Consider the following 18340-nt stretch of genomic DNA (forward strand, 5'->3'; position numbering starts at 1 on the left):
GGGTTCGCCGGACGCTTACCGTTTACCAGGTATGTATGCACACTTTGAGCTGCATAAAAATGCCCTGGACTTAGTTCAGGGCATTAAAAGTATTACATAATGTCACGCCACGTTAGAATGTATAAGTTGCAGTGAGCTTCACATTACGTTCATTGCCTGGTAAACCGCCTAAAAATAATGCTTTAGAGTAGTAACGTTCATCTGTTAGATTTTCAAGGTTAAGTTTTACTGAATAGCTATCGGCTGTATATGTTAATGCAGCATCCCATCGGGTAAAGCTCTTAATTGTTGCCTTTGGTAAACCAAAACTGGTTGAGTTGATTGTTCTCTCTCCAACATAGTTTACCCCTACGCTGACTTGTAGCGGGGCACTCAAACGATTAAACATAAAGTCATAATTCAGCCACACGCTACTTAACTTTTTCGGGATCCCTTTTCGTTGCCCTGAGGCTTCTTGGCTGCGAATTTCAATCGCATCTTGCCAAGTTGCATTCGCATTCATGCTCAGTACATCGTTAATAGCGAGGTTTATATCGACCTCAACTCCGTCAGACTTATTCTCATCGTCATAAAAGTATTGCGGCACACTCACATTGTATTCTGGATCATCTGGGTTATCGTTAAATAATTCATTTTCGTAACGCAGATTGGTTCGACGCGTATCAAACCATACGACAGAGCCAATTAGGTCTTTATCTAAGGCAGTAAAGCGCAGCCCTAAATCGATTGATTCAGACTCAGAATCGGGTCTATTTTCGATATTAGATGTACTCGCTGTATTAACTAGACTACCAAGTACACTATAAGCAGTGCGCCCTTTAGCAAAGTTCACAAATGTCGATAATTGCTCTGAGAATTGATAGTTAATACCCGCATTATACGTAAAACCACCGTCATCCGTATCGGCCTCTACGCCAATGTGTGGTGCTCGATCGGTGCCTTTGTGTTGGTACTCTTGCTTAATTGTCGTGTACGCAGCACCGAGTCTGACTGTCAGCTCATCTGTCACATACAAAACCTCTTGAGCGCTGATACCATAAGCAGTTAACATCTTGTCATAATTACTGCGCAATACTGGGCTATAGTCTTCAAAGTCACCCGTCGGCCAATTCGGATTGCGAATATCTAAAATATAAGGCAACGCATTATTACCCTCTGCAGTTCCATCGGCGTCATAAATAGACCAGCTTTTATTGGCCATTTCTCGGCGCTCATAATTTGCGCTGACAAGATGCTCACCGACGATTGAACCATAATCCCAGCTCAGCTTTAAGTCAGCGAAATACTGCCACGTTTTCTCACTGGCAATTTGCTTTCTATATTCTTGACGTCGTGCCGAATAAGGATAGACATTACCATCTAGCAGAATTGGGGCGCGAGGGTCCGCGTTGATCTCACCTCGACGGTCCCAATACACGTAGTTATATGCACCGGTTTGGCGCGTTAAGTTTGAATCATACGCTCGATACAATAGCTGTTGCGTCAAGCTTGACTTGTTATCAAAATACCAATCATGACGCAGCTTAATGCGCTTCTCTTCGCCTTTATTTGGCTTTGATAAAGGAGAAATTAAGCTACTTTCGCCTAAATTCAACGGGTGAAGCCCGTCGATTGCTGAAATAGAAGCCGCTAAAACAGCACGCTGCTCATCCGTTAATTGAATACCTAAATTACCATCAGCATCGGTATCACTATCATTGGGCAATAAATCGGCAGTAACCCATCCTGGATCACTATTAATACTATCCCAATTTAAAATTCGGACTGGGTCACCGACTGAATCAACCTGTACTTTATCGTCAATATAAGCTGTTGAAAGCAGTAAACGGTGGTTAGAGTTTGGTTCAAAGCTCAGCGTCGCGTATAACTCATTGCGCTCTGAGCCAAGGCCTCTAAAGCCATCACTGCTATCATGATTAGCAACAAGTCGATACGCCCATTCATCAGACAGTACATTGCTCGCGTCTAGCATTAAGCCATAGGTATCCCATGCACCTGCGACCCCTTTCACTTCATACTGTTCAGTCGCCAATGGTTTTTTCTCAACTAAGTTGATCACACCACCAGCTGCACCAATGCCATACAAACCTGTTGCTGGACCTTTAAGTACTTCAATACTTTCAATGTTACTAAGCGTTCGTGTTGGGTTAAAACTATTACCAAGATCTGCACCACCGTACATACCATCATACGTATAGCTCACACCTAAACCGCGTAAAATCAAGTTATCGCCAATGCCATAATTGTTTCCGGCTTGCGATAGACCACTTACATTGCGTACAGCATCTTGTAATGTATTTGCAGCTTGAACAGAAAGCAGCTCTTTATCCACCACCACAACCGCAGCCGGAGTCTGCATAAGTGCCATGTTGGATTTTGTCGCAGTACCTGAGTCCAAAATAAGTTGATTATGACGGCCATATACGCTGATCCGTTCAACATTTTTAACACTGTCTTGCTGCTCTTGTGCAACAACAGGTGTTGAAACTGCCATACCTGCAGTCAATGCTAATTGAACTGATAAAGCCAATGAACTTACACTAAAACCAAAACGAGAAAGCTGCATACAAACTCCTAAAAAATACAACTGTAAGAGGTGGTACCTCAAAATAGGGTGCGCATACTAGCAACAAACGCAAATGATAACAACTCTCATTTGTGTTTTATAAATGTTTACCTTGTTATTTTATATCGAGATATAAATACAAAAAGGAATAAATAATAAATTCAAAAACAACATAAGAACATCAATAACACTTTCTTAAAATGTAATGAAAATAAAGTTGCCATACTCGTCATTGAAAACGAGACAGTGAGGTTAATTTTGCGCTATTTCGCTGGTGGATTCTTTTACGACGACGAAAATACCAAAGGTAAATACCAGTGCCACCGAGTAAAATCGGTGACAATCCAATAGTGGCGTATACTACCTTACTAAATAAGCCCGCAAAGTTACCAAAATAGAGTTTGCGAAATGTATCAACCAAAATTGTAATAAAACTCTGCTCTCGAATATCATAGTGGCCCAAATACTCACCCGTTTGAGCATGGAAGTTGACTGTGCTGCCATAGTCACTTAACAGCGGATTTACGGTAGGCGCTTGCCCAAAGAGTATGATTGACTCATTGGGTTCGGTTGGAAACAAAATATAGGTCGTCTTAAACCCTGAAATATGAGTTGAAGCTGATTTCACCATATGAGTTACGCTAAGCTCACGATTATATAGGCTGCTTGTCATAATATGATGTTCTGGAGTTTGCTGGTGTTCCTGCCATTCATGAATATAAATAGACACATTGTAATAGCCACCTGTGATCCCCAAAACCAGTAGTACTGGAGAGCCCAATGTACCAACCAGTTTATGTAAGTCACTCACCACAACAACCGATCTAAACCCAAGACGCAAAGTAAACACGCGACGCCAAAACCGTCTATATATGATCAGTCCCGAAACGCCTAAGAAGACTAATAATATGGCAAATATACTGGTAAACGCCGTGCCTAAATTCTCATCTATGCCCTTAATATCATTCAAAAGTAACGTGTAGTGCAATTGCACCAACCAGTCAGTAAAGTAATGATGCAATAATTCAGGTTCACTTAACAGATCGCCAGTGTATGGGTTGAGATAAGATTTAAACCAAATATTGGTTTCTTTTTTGACTAAATATACTCTATCGGCTTCTGCATTTTCACCAAGTAACTCCCAACTGCCTAGTGCATAGCCAGGTAGCTGCTCGTTAACTAAGTGAATTAATCGGTCTTCACTTAATCGAGCCGAAGAGGGTACTACCACACTTTTATTCGGTAACAACACTGAATCAATCTCAGCTTTAAATACCAGTAAGCTCCCTGTTAAACAAATTAATATGAATGGAATAAAGCATATGATCCCCGCCCATCCATGAAGCTCAAATAGTCGCTTTTTAGTTACCAGCACATAGACTCCAACATAATAAAGTGTTGCTGTACACACAGCGGTTTAATAAAATAATTGTCATACTATTTTAAACAACAATAATTATCAAACGCATTTATTATGTGGCCAGTATTCAACTATGCTTAGGTAGTACTCAGTTTAACGCTTTATTTTTGCGCTTCATTAAGTGACTCAGTCGACAAGCGGTTCACCCCACTAGCCTGAGTTTCATGTTGTTCATTCTCAGAGCTATGCAAAAGTAATAAGCTATTAATAGCATCTAATTTCTTCTCATCAAATACGGTACTCTGATAACAATCTATGCGACTGACAAGTTGACCTATCAGGCAGACTTCAGCAGGAACAGGTGTTTTGAACTGAACTTCTTGATTAAACACAACCAGCCCCACCACATTACCTTCTAATCCCAATACATCTTGTAAGCGTGTTTTTTGGTGAGTGATTTCAAAAAGTGGGTTAACGAAATCCGCTTCTTTCTTTTTGTTTTTCTCTATCCATGTTTCTGACTGTCTATCAGCGTAAATAGCATCTAGCTGCGGTTGGCTCATAATAACAAAAACGCCATAACGAGAAGTTACGACTTGTTCAATTGATACATGCCCTTGTGGGCTAGAAAACACAAGATTTCGATATTGGGTATAACGTGCTTTATCGAGGTTGCGCTTTAAAACCATATTCATGTAGTAAGAGCTAAATTGACGCTTTGCAATACGGTGTCCATGTGGTGCAATGACCTTCGCTGCAATAAAAAAGCCAATACATAAAGCAGCCATCAGCACGTACTCACCAATATACTGCCACAAAGGTACGAAACCCGCTGAGTGATTTTCTTGCATTGGGGCTGAAGAGACATACAAACTAGGATCTCGCAAGTCAACGTCCTCTCCCCGCTTATCTTGAGTGGCTTCTGACGCCAAATGAGTATTAGAGCCAACTACCTCGATTTGTTTTTTATTTACTTTTTGAGTATTCGCCATTTTAACTGGGTGGCGAAGTGCCCAGTCTCGCTCAAAAAGGAGTTTTTGCGCGGCTTCTTCATCACTACACCGAACCAGTTCAGCCATGCTATTTTTATACGACGCACAATGTGAAGGCTTACGGTAAAACTGCTGCCAAGCAATTTGTTTATTCTCATTTTTATAAGTCGATAAAGACGATACATGCCCTGTATTCTTAGACTTTAGTTTGCCACTGATGGCTAACGCAACAGGCACTTTTAGTGCCACCACAATTTGTGGTTCAATATCGGTGGGATTTTGACAAAATACCTCAATGCGCTCTTTTAACCGCCCAGCACGATTAGACAACTGTTGATGACGAACACCAGATGTCGATGCCAATAACGCTTTAATATTATTGGCTTCTGCACTAAACCGATTACACTGATTAACTGAAAGTTGGGGGTCAAAGCTTACTGCTTCATTGCTTAAAAATGTAATGCTTAAGATAAAAGTATTTAAAATTAACCGCATTTTTCAATCCATTTAAAACCCGATTTGGATAATATCAACTTAACGCCGCTTGTTCACCTTTTTGATACAAAGCACATAAAATAATATCATCTCTTATTGTTGAGTCGCATTAAACTGCACTTGATTAATATCCCAAATCTCAACAATACCTTCGCTATTTAATGTCAGCACATCGGAGTTATCCAACTCCACCATATCTAACACTGTTGTCCCCATTGAATGTGCTTCTACATTCCAACTGTTTACCTCTTTACCCGACTGCATATGCCATAAACTGAGTTCTGACTTAGCGGAAGACGTCAGCAAATATGGCGCACCTTTTATAAACAAAGCATGCCTAAACCACTTAAATCGCGACAAATAATCAAACTGAGTTAACACTTCGCCGTCGTGGGCACCAATGATCAATTGTGTTTTTAAACTGTCAGACGCAAACAAACGGGTATTGTCGTGATTTAACGCAACCGTGCTAACTCGCGAGGGAAAACTGATTGAATAGAGTTCATTCCCAGTCAGTGCTTCCCATACTCTCAAATAACCGTCATGAGAGGCACTGACGATGGTTTTATCATCGTTTATAAAATTCACATAGGCTATATTACTGGTATGCAATACTGTTCGATGTGCTTGTTTTTCATCTACATTAAATAAACTCACTGAGCCATCTGTCATACCCACGGCCACTAACCTACCAGAGCTTGGCAAGCCTAAAGCTGACACCCTTGCTAACTCATCAAAGCCGTTCACTTCAAACTGTTTTCGTAATGAAGCGTGTTTAATATCCCAAATTTGCAATGTATTGTTCCCTGCAACCAATATAATGCTCAGCTCCTTGTCCATCAGTACAGCTCGAACTGACGAAGGTAGCACAGCAGCGTCCAGCGTCAGGATCTGACTTTGCGACCGTATATCAAATAGATATATGTCAGCTTTTTCGCTCAATAACAACGCCCAGCTCCCGTCCTTCGAGAGCTGTCCATCCAATAGCAATTGGTCACTGAGCACATAACGTTCACTCGGCATTATCCTTGTAGGCTCAGAACAGCCGAAAAATAGCAGGATTGCCAACAACAGTGTCCAATGTTTTTTCATCTCCTAAGGCACCTCAAGTAAATCTAAATTCCAACGTTCCATCATTCCATCTGAATTAAGCGTCAACAGCTCCCCCACATTTCGAGAGCTGTCCATCCAATTAGTAATTGGTCACTGAGCACATAGCGTTCACTCGGCATTATCCTTGTAGGCTCAGAACAGCCGAAAATAGCTGGGTTGCCAACACCAGTGCCCAATGTTTCTTCATCTGCTAGAGTGCCTCAAGTAAATCTAAATTCCAACGTTCCATCATTCCATCTGAATTAAACGTCAACAGCTCCCCCACATCATCACCGTACATCGCGACAATACTTGCACCTTTACTTTTAGTTTGAATCGTCCAAGTTCCAATTTCTTCTCCGGTGCCAACATGCCATACAGACAAATGGGATTTAGACGACGAAGTCGCCAATAACGCCCCGCCTTGCACAAACAATGACTGCCTAAATATCTTAAACCGAGCGCTGTAAGTTAACTTTACAACTTCTTCGCCAGACGTTAACTTCTTAATGTGTTGCGCACTTAGTCCATCCGACACAAACAGCATTGAGAAATCATCATTGGTGGTCAAGCTTGTGATCCGGTGTGCAAATTCTTGCTCAAACACCGCATCAGAAGACGCAAATTGCCATAACCCAACTTTTCCGTCGAGGGCACCAGACATATATAACTCACCTTGAGAATCGAAACGTAAAAATCGCACAGGTTGTGTATGTGGCTGAAATCGGTTGTTCAAGCGGGTATTAATATCAGCCATGTTGATAGAGCCATCAGCCATGCCCACTAACAACCGATCTTTATGAGGCGATAATGCCAATGCCGTGATCGTGGCATATGCATTTACACCTGAAAAGTTAACCTTACTTATCATTGCCCTAGCTGGTACTGACCACAACCCAACAGTCGTATCATTTGCAATGAGTAACAGGCTATTATCTTTTGATAGTGCAACATGCTTAACTGACTTAATGACTTTATCTGCGGGGATTTCTAGCTCTACCTGTTTCGTATCTATTCTCCATAACGTCACGACGTCTGAATGAGTGACGCCAAGTAACAACTTACCATCGTCAGAAAACTGACCAAAAGAGATCCCCTCTTCTGAAAATGAGTGAACAACACCATCACTTATCTTTACTTCTTGTTTGCAACCAATTAAAAGCATATATATCAATGCTATAAAAACGACTGGCCAACGCATTTTTTGCTCCAAAACTATCTTGAGTCAATGTTCTCAAGCTTAAACCTATTAAGCAAACATATAAGCAAGTTTAATGCCGTGTCAAATCCACTGCTCATTACACTGATATTAAATACAGGCACAGAGAGTTTAAAATGAAATATGGTGACTAATGCGAAATTGTCACTGCGCTGGGTTTAAGTATATTCACTGTTATAGGCGCTTTTACTGTTGACGCATCAAATGCCTCGCCATTTTCTAATGCTTTGTGTGCAAGGTATTTTTTTGTTTTATCTAAGTCCATTTTATTCGCTAATATCACCCCTGTCGCATACGCTTTTTTACCTATTGCAGACAATGGAAACACCATATCTCCATCTTTTACTTTGACAGTTATTTCTTCCTGCTCTGTCACTTTAAGCGACATCCAACAACCTCGTTTTTTACACACCTTCATCACAGTGCCGGTCAACGTAATTTCTGTCCCATTAAAACGACTAATATCAGCTAAAACCTCTTTGGCTGTAACCAATTTACTCATGTCTGCGCCGCCACTAAACTCTGTACCATTTACTATCAATGGCATACAACACAATACCCATACACTTAAAAACCGCTTCATTATCAATTTCCCTTTTATTAATTACACAAAAATTAGCCGTTAACGACTTAAAAACAACAAGCTACCAAATATCATGCCAGAAAATCAAGATTTTCGCATGATTAAAACACAAAAATATAACCATAAGTAATTAGTTATTGCTTTTAGTTATTAATATGCGTAGGATGCCGCCCGCAAACGCAATGATAATTATTATTATTAAGGATTAATATCATGAAGTACTCTGCCCTTTTCCTATGCATCAGCGCTGCAATTCATACCCAAGCGCACTCTGAACCAAAAAAAATAACGCCTGACGAAAGTATTGAAGTACTAGGCCATAAAATTACCGCACACAATCATGATGTAGCGGCGTCTGTTTCTGCACTCAGTGCAGCTGACATACAGCGAAGTCAGGCATCTGATTTGACTCAAATACTAAAATCTCTTCCTGGTGTTGATGTCTCAGGCAGTGTCGCCCCACTTTCAGGCCAACCACGTATTCGGGGATTACATGGTGAGCGAATACATGTTTCGGTAGATAACGTAAAACGCAAAACAGACTCTGATGGTAGTCAAACCCTAACAAACATTAGTAGCTTAGGCGTTGACCCGAGCCAGCTGAAACAGGTACAAGTGCTACGTGGTGCAGATTCATTAACCGTTGGCTCTGGCGCTATTGGAGGAAGTATTAGAATTGTCACCAAAGATGCTGCCGACTATCTAAATGCAAACGGTGTTGGCGCGCAGGTTTCAGCCACACACCAAACGGTATCTGACTCGGTGCAAAGTACATTAAATGTATTTCAACTCACCGACACCACCGACACCATCGTCACACTCAGTCATGTAAAATACGATGATGTTGACGTAGTTGCGGAACCAAATAGCGATAAAGAGGTCGCTAATATTGATAAAATACTCAATCGTTCAGAGCGCAATAACGTCACGGTTAAAAACACCTGGTATCTTCACCCACATCATTTAATAAAAAGCAAACTAGACTACAGTGAGACAGAATCACTCGACCAGCCATATAACCAACGGTTAGATCTAGCCGTCAGGTACCCCACTTTGATGGAAGATTATAAAAACGACTATTTAGAAGGCATGATGAACTATACCTATCAGCCTGTCAGTGATCTCATCGATATGGATATTCAAGCCTTTTATGCAAAAAAAACTTACGACAAGATAACCAAAGGCTACATTCCTAGAGGGGACCGAAAAATAAATTATGATAGACAAAGTTATGGTGAAAGTAAGCGCCATGGTATACGACTCGCTAACCTCTCCGAATTTGATGATCCATTTAAGCACCTGCTAGCATTTGAATTAAATTATGAACATGAATCATTTGATCAGCACCAGTTCGAAAAGCAAGAACGCAGCAGCTATTACGGCCAAAGCGATGCCAATAACTTATCCATTTCAATCATCGACCAAAGTACTTTTTTTAAAGATACACTCCTCGTTACTGCAGGTATTCGATATGATCAGTACGACCGTCGCTCTGACTCATTCACAGGATACGGAAAAAACGATGACAATGCCACTTCAGGTGAACTCGGGCTCACATTCAAAGCGACAGAATATATCAATATATACTTAAAAGCAGCCGAAGCATTTCGAGCGCCATCTTTACAAGAACTGTATAAGAGCGACTTATGGCGCTGTCATATTGGAAGTAAAATTTGCTATAGCGAACCACAACCAAACCTTAAAGCTGAGAAGTCAAAAAACTACGAAGGTGGGATAGGTTTTAATATTGCAAATAAGCCATTCATTGATGAATTGAGTGTAAAAGCCATTTATTTCAACAATAAAATAGACAATTACATCGATAATATTCCATTTATGTATTACATAGATGACGCTGGCAACAAGCAGTTTGGTTCACCTGGGCCTGAACCTGTTAATGGCATACCCGTTGCCACCCATCGTGATTACAGTGCAAAAAACATTGGCCGTTTAGAAAGCGAAGGCGTCGAAGTTGAGGCCCATTATCAATACCAGCAATTCGCTATGTATCTGGGTTATTCAAAAATGAACATGGATGTGATTGGTGTGCCAAACTTCTTTTTAGGCAATATCGACTATCAAAAGCAACCTTACTCTGAAGCTCCCGCAGATAAGCTCACATTTACGACCAACTATCAGATCACTGAAACAATAAACCTTGGCATACAAGCACGTCATCACCGTGGTCAAATGCGCTTAAGCGAGCGGTATTTAGAGCGGGGGTACGGGACGCAAGCAGCAACCATCTATAACTTGAATGCGCATTACCAAGGCAGCGGCCCACTTGACAACTTCAGTGCTCGACTCAGTGTTGATAACGTCACAGATAAACGCTATTTACGCGCCCCAGCAAGTAGTGAAAATGACGCCAGTGAACTAGGTCGCAATGTTAAATTGAGTCTCAGTTACCAGTTTTAAGCTTTTGTACCAAAACGTACTTTTGTAACGTTTTTTTACAAAGGTCTTATCACTAGAAACGAGATATGCCTTAGCGCGTTTAACATACGTAGATGAGTTTTCATGACTATGGCTCATCTACTATTTCATGAGTTGCTTGTTTTCTAAATACACTGGGCGTCGTACCCGTCCGTGCTTTAAATGCTTTATAAAACGCTGACCGAGAATTAAACCCAACAGCCATCGCCACATCCAGTACACTTGAGTCACTTGATACCAGCTGCTTTTTCGCTTGTTCAACCCGCGCGCAATTGATCCAATCAAAAAATGAGGTATTCATCGTTTGGTTTAACGTTTGAGAAATATAATGTGCTGGAATATGTAAATGTTCAGCAAGCCCATACAACGTCAGTTCACTATTGAGATACAATTGTTCATCTTGCAGTGCCACATCGAGCTTTTTCGCGATCCGTTGTGCTTGCGCGGCACCTATTGCCGACTTTTCATATTTAACCCTACTAGACTGCATGGCGATAGGTGCTTGAGCAAGCTGCTTATATAACACAATAAATGCAGGCTTTTGCGTCAATGCCCAAAATGAAAATAGCCATACCGCAATAAGATTAACGAGCATTGCTATTGAGCCACTGCTGTCATATTCAGTTTCTAACAGGCTAGTAAAGAGCCCACCTAGCAACCACAACCAGCTCATCACCAAAAATGCCAGCGCCGCATTTACCCAATACAAAGCCCTATTTCGCTCATCAGTGAACACCTGTTTCAGATCTTTACGATACCGAGTTAACTGACCTGCAATTTTATAAACATATAGAGCGCTTTGTATGGGCCAAATCAGGAGCAATATCAATATTAAAACCGCAACTGTCACTTCAAAGCCCGTTGTCATTTCCCCCCCTGAATTAGAAAACAATGCAACTTGAGAAGAGTTAGGTAAGACTAAAATTGCCGCGCCAACCAATAAAGCAAACAGACTTAGCCAACAATGATGAAGTTCTTTTTTTTGCCACTGCCAAGCGTAAGTCGCTGTAAGCCCTTTTATATAAAGCCATAAGCTTGGCATCATCAACATCCACACAATACCACTCAAAGCGATGTAATATACTTCTAAATTGTGAAAGCTATGAAATACCAATGGTTCAAGTGCAATGACCGCCTGAATAAAGATGAACAAAGCAAGCGGCATTACATAGTGTTTTTTTCTGGTTAAGGGCAACAATAAAGACACACTAAAAATAGCGATGCCAGCCGTGACGAGCCCTAAAGCAATATCAAATGTCATACTTCTCTACTCAGCTTTTCAGTTCGTATTTTTATAAGATTAATATTCAATGATTTAGGTTGTATTAAGCTTGTTTTAGTAACCATAAAATGTCTTTGCCAATTGAGCAGGACGACATGTGCGCGACCTTACAATACCCTGTTTACTTCAACATACAACTATAAGTGAAACACATGATCCTATCTCATTTTATGTTACTACACATAATAACAGGCTCTATTGCCGTCATTGCAGGTGTACTTGCCCTCATACAAAGAAAAGGTCAAAGCCCTCACCGCTTTTCAGGAAAATTTTTTGTTATTTCGATGTCTATAATGGCATTATCCGGTGCCTATATTGCGTACCTTAAGCCAATGATGATCACATTAATCGCTGGATTCTACACGTTACATCTAGTGCTAACCGCATATATGATCGTCAAGTCACCAGAAAAAACATGCACTCAGTTTGATTATTATACCCCGCTATCTAGTGGTGGTTTAGTTTGCCTTAGTATGTACTTTGGTTTGCAAGCACTTAATCACGAAAACGGCACTTTTCAAGGCTTTTCTCATGAGCCCTATGCCTTTTTTGCCCTGCTATCAGCTATTGCGTTAATCGGTGATATTAAATTACTCATTTGTAAAGGACTTACACTCGGCCATCGTCTTGCGAGACATATATGGCGTATGTGTTTTGCACTTTACCTTGCTATTGGCTCTTTCTTTGGCCAAGGCGCTAAGATACTACCAGAGGCTTTAAGTCAGTCCGTTTTAATTGAGATCCCTGAACCGCTCATACTGCTTATTATGATCTTTTGGTTATTAAAAACGGCTATAAAAAGCCGCAAGCTCATAACTATAAAAAATACATGTAAAACAACGTCACCCTAGGTACAAAAAACCACTAAGTACCAAAGCAGCAGTAATAAAGTATTGAAAAACATCGTCATGCCATTTAAACTGCGCGCGATTTCACAAGGAGACTGAAATGAATCGACACACACCTCTCACATTTATCCTAATCTTGCTCATCACCCTACTAAGTGGATGTGCAACACCTCCTACTATTTCAGGTAACACACAAACCAATGCAGAACCAGCGCTGGTGCCAAAAACGTTAGCTATTAAGGTTGCCACAACCAAAGCTAAAAAGTCAGGCTTAGGTGTACCCCAATATGAAAACGGACAACTAATTGGTTATCAATTCCAGCGCAGCTTTGCTATTCCCGCACAAATCGGAAACTTTTTTGGTTTCAGTTATGCCACAAACCAAGTGCTGGCTATAAATAATACCGATAAAGCGGCCACCGGCGAAATCGTCAAACAAGTGCCTGTTATTGTCACTGTGACCCACCCAGAGATCGTAACCAATGGCCAAGCAAGTACGCAAAGTACTTGGCAAGACACTCTTTACTTTGGTCGCGATAACTTTGCAATGTGGAATTTCGAAAGTAACAATGAGTTAGTTAGTGGTAAGTGGACCATCGAAGTTAAACATCAAGACACTGTTGTGGCGACAAAAAACTTTTTTGTGCAAGTTCCCCCTCCAATGCCTGCAAAAGTAACAACCGTATGTCAGGTTGAGAGTGAGAAATTTCCAAAGTCATTACAAGCATCGAACCAAAAATGCTGTGCTGAAAACAATGCGCAAGCATGTTACAACTTTGCTTGGCGAGGTTTAGAGCGAGTTAAAGACACACACGGTGCTGCGCTTTACTACGCAAAAAGCTGTGAACTTGGCGACATATCCGGATGCAGACTTGCAGCAAAGCTTGCTTCAAATGAGCAAATTCGCAATGATTTTTATCACAAAGGCTGTGACCTAAAAGACATGGATAGCTGTATCGAGGTCAACCGTTTACCACAGTAAGAGGTCAGTTTACACAATAAATGGGTAGAACACCGAATAGTGCGATTACCCATCATTTCTATGGTTAAGGCCTATCTAAACTGAAAGCGCTCACATGTTCGACAAGGGTTAGTGAGTTGCCTCTTCCATTTGTGCCACCTTATTCACTCGCCATTGATTAAAGTCTTGTTCAATGGTCGGGTGAGCTTCTTCCAGTATTTGCGTTATTTGCTCTGCATTTAACATATGACACATCTGTATCTGCTCTTGGCTTAGCAATAGTTTCAGAGCCTGAGTGTGCTCATTATTGAGTAAATAGTGAACCCATATCCAGCCACTAAAATAGAGGTAGCCGGTATCAATACTGCCCCACTGGGTTTCTGAACTTATTACTGAGTACAATTCCATTGGACGCTGCTCGAGTGCAGTATGAGCTTCGTGAAAACCACCATGCGGTTGATCTAGTGCAATACGTTCAAATGTTTCGGCTAACCCTTCATTTAACCAGCGAGGTATTCGGCCAAGTAACTTTAAATTAATTGCGTGTACTGCTTCATGAATAGCTGTACGTAGCGTGATATCATCACCTTTATACTCAACAAACGCAGAGTTACTACCGTGGAAAAAAACCCCTTGGCTCATGCGCGGATCAAAGCCCGATTGCGATGCAGAATCTTCATAGGCAGCACGATCACCAAGAACTATAATATTGACATCGATTGCTTGGGCAGCGCCATCCCCGAGCATGGATAAATAGTAATTATGTACAACGGCCAATTGATTAACTAATTTAGCCACAAACTGATCACCAATCGTCCCCTGATGATACAAAGTTAAGTTAATCGCTTGGTTTATTTGTGTTTTAAATACTGAAAAATCATCACCTAGGCCATTAGCCAATTGCGCAGCTGCACGCTTTTGATAGTCAAACAGCCAATCGAGGTTACACACTTTTGACGCGGGTTCATCCTGTATAGCTTTAGCGTTATCTTGACTCTTTACAGGCGTATTCGACCCAACTTTTTTCAGCGATGTTACCTGCGGTGTCTGTGAAGAAGGCAATGCAGTGGGCTGACGTTCTCCCCCTCCTGTGAACCACCCTATAAAAACCAAAATAACGAGTAACAAGGGGATTAAACGGTATTTCAATCGAGGGTTATCGTGCTTCATAGGTCAAATATGTCCTTTACTTATACTAATGGCATGCATGCCCTATACATGCCCCGAACTAAAAATACATCGTCAATATACAGCAAATAATAATATGTCCCTATTACATCATAAATCACAGTACTTTTTGAATGAAAAAACAACCTTGTCACGCTCGCATACCAATATTACAACCCAAGAATTCACCCGTTTTTCATTAGGGTTCATCATTATCAGCATTACATTTATTTATACAAATTTAAAAATAAAACACTATAAATCATAAATTTAAAACCATAAATAACTAGATTGAAAATCAGAACATAAGTTGGGGTTATTTCGACTCGTATAAATAAAACGCAAAAATATAGCGCTATCATAAAACTTACTGCACATTACTTTTAAAACATTAAAATTACATATATTTCACACAATTACCGGTACAACTGTAATTTTTTTGTAAATATCAGTCGGTATGGTGCTCCTTGTTGCGCAACACACAACACACAACGTTACAATAATTTTACGAGGAAATCATGAAAACACTATCCGCCATTTTGGCGAGCGCATTGACAGCGCTGACATTTGCACACGACGCTAATGCCTACTTATATAAAGATCCAGGATATGTCGAGCAAAACGCACGTGTTATAACAAAAAATAATGCCATTGGACGCTCACACCAATACAGAGATCAACAAGGTTGGATGTATGTTGATGAATCAAGCAATGGCGCTACCAGAGGGTTTTATCAAGCTGGCAACTGGCTAAAACTACACAATCGCAACTTTAAGGTCTCAGTTGGTTCAGTGGAGTTTTCATTTAACCCGAGCAAGTTAGATTGTACGCAAGGCATGACTTTCAACTTAACAGTGGGTGAAGACAGCGTCGCAGCGTTTAAACCAAACTGTGATGACTTGCTGAATGCGTCTGTCACTTACCCAGTAGAATACTATTTTGATTTAATTCCCGACGTTGTTAAACCCAAAGTAGAGGTTCCGCTTGATCCACTAGGATTACTAAAGCTAGGCGTTAAATTTGGAGCAGGCATTGAAGCTGGCGCTGATTTTACCGTAGGGGGCGTGATCGGCGGCCATAATAACGAAGAGCCTTTTGTGGTCGGTGGCGTAAGACGACCTGATTATATTTACGCCGAAGTCGCACCTTATGTTGGGGGTGTGGTGTCTAGTGCCGCATACGCTTCATTTGGCCATGGTATTTCTGAAGCCGGGGTAAAAGGCAAGCTTAATCTCCTAAAAGTGAAAGGCAAAGGCTATGTTGAAGCCGGTATTCGCCGTGTAAAACAAAATGATCAAACCGTTGAGCAAGGGTTCTTAGAGCTGAAAGTCACTTCGCAGTTAAGCGGTGGTGACGGAAAAATCCAAGCTTATTGCAAAAAGCTGTGGGGCCTACTGCAATTTAACGTTGATGTCATGAAATGGGATCCGCTCTACACCCGTGAATTTACGTTGTATGAATATGCGAGCCCACAATGGAACAACCTATAACCAATATATAAGCAGCAATTTGTGGTGACTGTCGCAGTCACCACTACAAGGATAAATCATGAAGCTAAAAGTCACCGCATTATTACTTATATGCATGGGTATCGGTATCTTTTATTTTACTGGCGATAACACCGCACGCCCAATTGCCAAAAAAACCACGCAACAATCACAGCCTAAAGTTGTATTACCACTTCAGTCAAGCTCTTACTCTGTCACCATTGAATCGGCCGTTTTATCACAAAACAGTACACCCGTTACGCATTCATCGCTCAGCTGGAACATGCATTTTAACGGCACTGGTGAGCAGCAAGGTTTACTCACTGACATTGAATTATCAAACAACGCTAAACCGCAGCCTTTGGTCAAGGAGCTAGCATTCAGATTTACTGAAAATAACGGGGTATTTTCACACGTAGACTTATTGGCGTTGCCATCAGACCATACCCTCAATGTATTGCCTAATATATTGGACTTATTAAGCTTCACTGAAGCGAGACCCTTAACATTTAACGATGCACATGGGCAAAAGACGTATACTTATCAGCGTATTAATAACGAAGTACGCCGTCAAATCACCGCTCATAAAAATAAACCTGTTACCACCAAAAATGACGTATCTGAGCAGTGGCATTTAACACTTAACACAAACCAACAACCCCTACACCTTAGCTATTCATCTGAAAGTATCTGGCACAATAAAGACCAGCAGTACCAAATAATCCAAAAGGTATATGTTCAGAGACTAATAACAACTCAAGACCGCACATTTGCAAACGTTTCTTCCAACAAAAACGCCGCTTTAGCGAGCCAACAGAAACAAAAAGATGCGCATACAATACATGATGAAACGTCGATGTATGTGGCTATCGCAGAGTTACAAACAACCTTAGATCCGACTCTTGCCAAGCTCATTGGCGCATTTTTACTACAAGAATATGATTTAACAGAGCTAATCGCATTGATTGAGCAAGATTCATCGTTGAGTTCGGCCATTATCTACGCCTTACAAAAAGAACAAAGCCCACTGGCCGAGCAAATGCTTGCCGACTTACTCACAACAGACAGGCTCACCACACACATAAAGCAAAAGCTGTTAATCGCGCTTGGCCGCTTTGGAGCATCGTCTACCGTATCATTTAATGCCCTTGCAGAACTGGCAGACAAGCCGAACAACCCACTCGCAAAAACCGCCCTGCTTAATTTAGGCTCTATGGCTAAATTCACACCCGAGCAAAGCAGCACCGTTGAACATTACTTATCAGAGCAGCTAAAGTCCGAACAGCATTTAAGTACGGCTATTTTGGCGTCTGCAAACAGTAAAAACACGGCTCTGTTGCCACACATTGCAAAATTACTGAACCATCAACAAAAAGGCGTGAAACGCGATGCCGTCAAAGTCTTATCGTCAAAAGCGCAATATCACGATCAAGTTGTGGCCACCATATTGAGTAGCCCAGATGTACAAATTGTGGACGCGTTCACGCGTGCTATCTCTGACTCTGGTTTAGTACTCAGCCAATACAACAAGGCACGACTGCAAAGTCTTTACAACACTACTCAAAACCCGATCATTCTTAAACGGCTACAAACATTAGGTATTAAAAGCACATAACAGCAAAGCAACTAGCATTACGCCTCTGCTTTCCTTCTATTCAATACAGGCCAGAGGCTTTTGCTAAACACCCTAAATCTCATTCCCCACCACCATCGTCTCCCTGACACAAGTCAGGGTCCATGCCAATTAACCCCAACCTTCACTCCACCACCATCGTCTCCCTGACGAAGGTCAGGGTCCATGCCAATTAACCCCAACCTTCACACCCCCACCATCGTCTCCCTGACGAAGGTC

13 protein-coding genes are annotated in these 18340 nt (G+C 41.2%); 5 read left to right on the forward strand and 8 right to left on the reverse strand.

From position 1 onward, the window contains the following. Nucleotides 1-112: 112 nt before the first annotated feature. From CWC18_RS09415 to CWC18_RS09440, 6 genes are all read right to left on the reverse strand, one after another. The gene (locus CWC18_RS09415; RefSeq protein ID WP_138675152.1) at nucleotides 113-2566 is read right to left on the reverse strand and encodes a TonB-dependent receptor; all 2454 of its coding nucleotides are present in this window, start codon (nucleotides 2564-2566) and stop codon (nucleotides 113-115) included. 229 nt (nucleotides 2567-2795) lie between these two features. Continuing rightward, a complete protein-coding gene (locus tag CWC18_RS09420) occupies nucleotides 2796-3941 on the reverse strand; it encodes a PepSY-associated TM helix domain-containing protein (protein ID WP_138675153.1) in 1146 nt (381 codons plus the stop codon). A gap of 146 nt (nucleotides 3942-4087) precedes the next feature. Further along, the gene (locus CWC18_RS09425) at nucleotides 4088-5413 is read right to left on the reverse strand and encodes an NERD domain-containing protein (protein WP_138675154.1); all 1326 of its coding nucleotides are present in this window, start codon (nucleotides 5411-5413) and stop codon (nucleotides 4088-4090) included. Nucleotides 5414-5506: 93 nt separating this feature from the next. Next, entirely contained in the window at nucleotides 5507-6505 is a 999-nt protein-coding gene (locus CWC18_RS09430) for a WD40 repeat domain-containing protein (RefSeq protein ID WP_138675155.1), read from the reverse strand. A gap of 211 nt (nucleotides 6506-6716) precedes the next feature. Next, entirely contained in the window at nucleotides 6717-7706 is a 990-nt protein-coding gene (locus tag CWC18_RS09435) for a WD40 repeat domain-containing protein (RefSeq protein ID WP_138590201.1), read from the reverse strand. A 148-nt stretch (nucleotides 7707-7854) separates the two neighbouring features. Then, complete coding sequence (locus CWC18_RS09440) at nucleotides 7855-8307, reverse strand: DUF4920 domain-containing protein (protein WP_138590199.1); 453 nt, start codon at nucleotides 8305-8307, stop codon at nucleotides 7855-7857. Between the two features lie 213 nt (nucleotides 8308-8520). Here CWC18_RS09440 and CWC18_RS09445 point away from each other — a divergent pair, with 213 nt between their 5' ends. Further along, nucleotides 8521-10725 (forward strand): TonB-dependent receptor, encoded by a 2205-nt coding sequence (locus CWC18_RS09445; RefSeq protein ID WP_138675156.1) that lies wholly within the window; start codon nucleotides 8521-8523, stop codon nucleotides 10723-10725. A gap of 106 nt (nucleotides 10726-10831) precedes the next feature. On the opposite strand, the gene CWC18_RS09450 is transcribed toward CWC18_RS09445, so the two are convergent. Then, a complete protein-coding gene (locus CWC18_RS09450; protein WP_138590195.1) occupies nucleotides 10832-12004 on the reverse strand; it encodes a helix-turn-helix domain-containing protein in 1173 nt (390 codons plus the stop codon). A gap of 173 nt (nucleotides 12005-12177) precedes the next feature. Between CWC18_RS09450 and CWC18_RS09455 the strand changes: the two genes are divergently transcribed. Then, nucleotides 12178-12876 carry a DUF2306 domain-containing protein gene (locus CWC18_RS09455; protein ID WP_138590193.1) on the forward strand — a complete coding sequence of 233 codons (699 nt, stop codon included), beginning with the start codon at nucleotides 12178-12180 and terminating at the stop codon, nucleotides 12874-12876. A 97-nt stretch (nucleotides 12877-12973) separates the two neighbouring features. Beyond that, complete coding sequence (locus tag CWC18_RS09460) at nucleotides 12974-13855, forward strand: DUF3859 domain-containing protein (RefSeq protein WP_138675157.1); 882 nt, start codon at nucleotides 12974-12976, stop codon at nucleotides 13853-13855. Nucleotides 13856-13963: 108 nt separating this feature from the next. Here the strand turns inward: CWC18_RS09460 and CWC18_RS09465 are convergent, their stop codons facing one another. Continuing rightward, complete coding sequence (locus tag CWC18_RS09465; RefSeq protein WP_138590189.1) at nucleotides 13964-15004, reverse strand: hypothetical protein; 1041 nt, start codon at nucleotides 15002-15004, stop codon at nucleotides 13964-13966. A gap of 515 nt (nucleotides 15005-15519) precedes the next feature. On the opposite strand from CWC18_RS09465, the gene CWC18_RS09470 reads away from it, so the two are divergent. Together CWC18_RS09470 and CWC18_RS09475 are read left to right on the forward strand one after the other, a co-directional pair. Continuing rightward, on the forward strand, nucleotides 15520-16491 hold the full coding sequence (locus CWC18_RS09470; RefSeq protein ID WP_138590187.1) for a hypothetical protein: 972 nt from the start codon (nucleotides 15520-15522) through the stop codon (nucleotides 16489-16491). A gap of 58 nt (nucleotides 16492-16549) precedes the next feature. Next, nucleotides 16550-18103, forward strand: a complete 1554-nt coding sequence (locus tag CWC18_RS09475) for a HEAT repeat domain-containing protein (protein ID WP_138675158.1) — start codon at nucleotides 16550-16552, stop codon at nucleotides 18101-18103. The last annotated feature ends 237 nt before the right edge of the window (nucleotides 18104-18340 follow it).

The organism is Pseudoalteromonas aurantia (assembly GCF_005886875.1).
In the GTDB taxonomy this organism is placed as follows: Bacteria; Pseudomonadota; Gammaproteobacteria; order Enterobacterales; family Alteromonadaceae; genus Pseudoalteromonas; species Pseudoalteromonas aurantia_A.

What these genes read in the sequence shown, in the direction of transcription:
- CWC18_RS09465 (WP_138590189.1), bottom strand. Translation starts at nt 15,004, where the DNA reads ATGAAGCACGATAACCCTCGATTGAAATACCGTTTAATCCCCTTGTTA.
- CWC18_RS09445 (WP_138675156.1), top strand. Translation starts at nt 8,521, where the DNA reads ATGAAGTACTCTGCCCTTTTCCTATGCATCAGCGCTGCAATTCATACC.
- CWC18_RS09425 (WP_138675154.1), bottom strand. Translation starts at nt 5,413, where the DNA reads ATGCGGTTAATTTTAAATACTTTTATCTTAAGCATTACATTTTTAAGC.
- CWC18_RS09470 (WP_138590187.1), top strand. Translation starts at nt 15,520, where the DNA reads ATGAAAACACTATCCGCCATTTTGGCGAGCGCATTGACAGCGCTGACA.
- CWC18_RS09460 (WP_138675157.1), top strand. Translation starts at nt 12,974, where the DNA reads ATGAATCGACACACACCTCTCACATTTATCCTAATCTTGCTCATCACC.
- CWC18_RS09435 (WP_138590201.1), bottom strand. Translation starts at nt 7,706, where the DNA reads ATGCGTTGGCCAGTCGTTTTTATAGCATTGATATATATGCTTTTAATT.
- CWC18_RS09440 (WP_138590199.1), bottom strand. Translation starts at nt 8,307, where the DNA reads ATGAAGCGGTTTTTAAGTGTATGGGTATTGTGTTGTATGCCATTGATA.
- CWC18_RS09475 (WP_138675158.1), top strand. Translation starts at nt 16,550, where the DNA reads ATGAAGCTAAAAGTCACCGCATTATTACTTATATGCATGGGTATCGGT.
- CWC18_RS09430 (WP_138675155.1), bottom strand. Translation starts at nt 6,505, where the DNA reads ATGAAAAAACATTGGACACTGTTGTTGGCAATCCTGCTATTTTTCGGC.
- CWC18_RS09455 (WP_138590193.1), top strand. Translation starts at nt 12,178, where the DNA reads ATGATCCTATCTCATTTTATGTTACTACACATAATAACAGGCTCTATT.
- CWC18_RS09450 (WP_138590195.1), bottom strand. Translation starts at nt 12,004, where the DNA reads ATGACATTTGATATTGCTTTAGGGCTCGTCACGGCTGGCATCGCTATT.
- CWC18_RS09415 (WP_138675152.1), bottom strand. Translation starts at nt 2,566, where the DNA reads ATGCAGCTTTCTCGTTTTGGTTTTAGTGTAAGTTCATTGGCTTTATCA.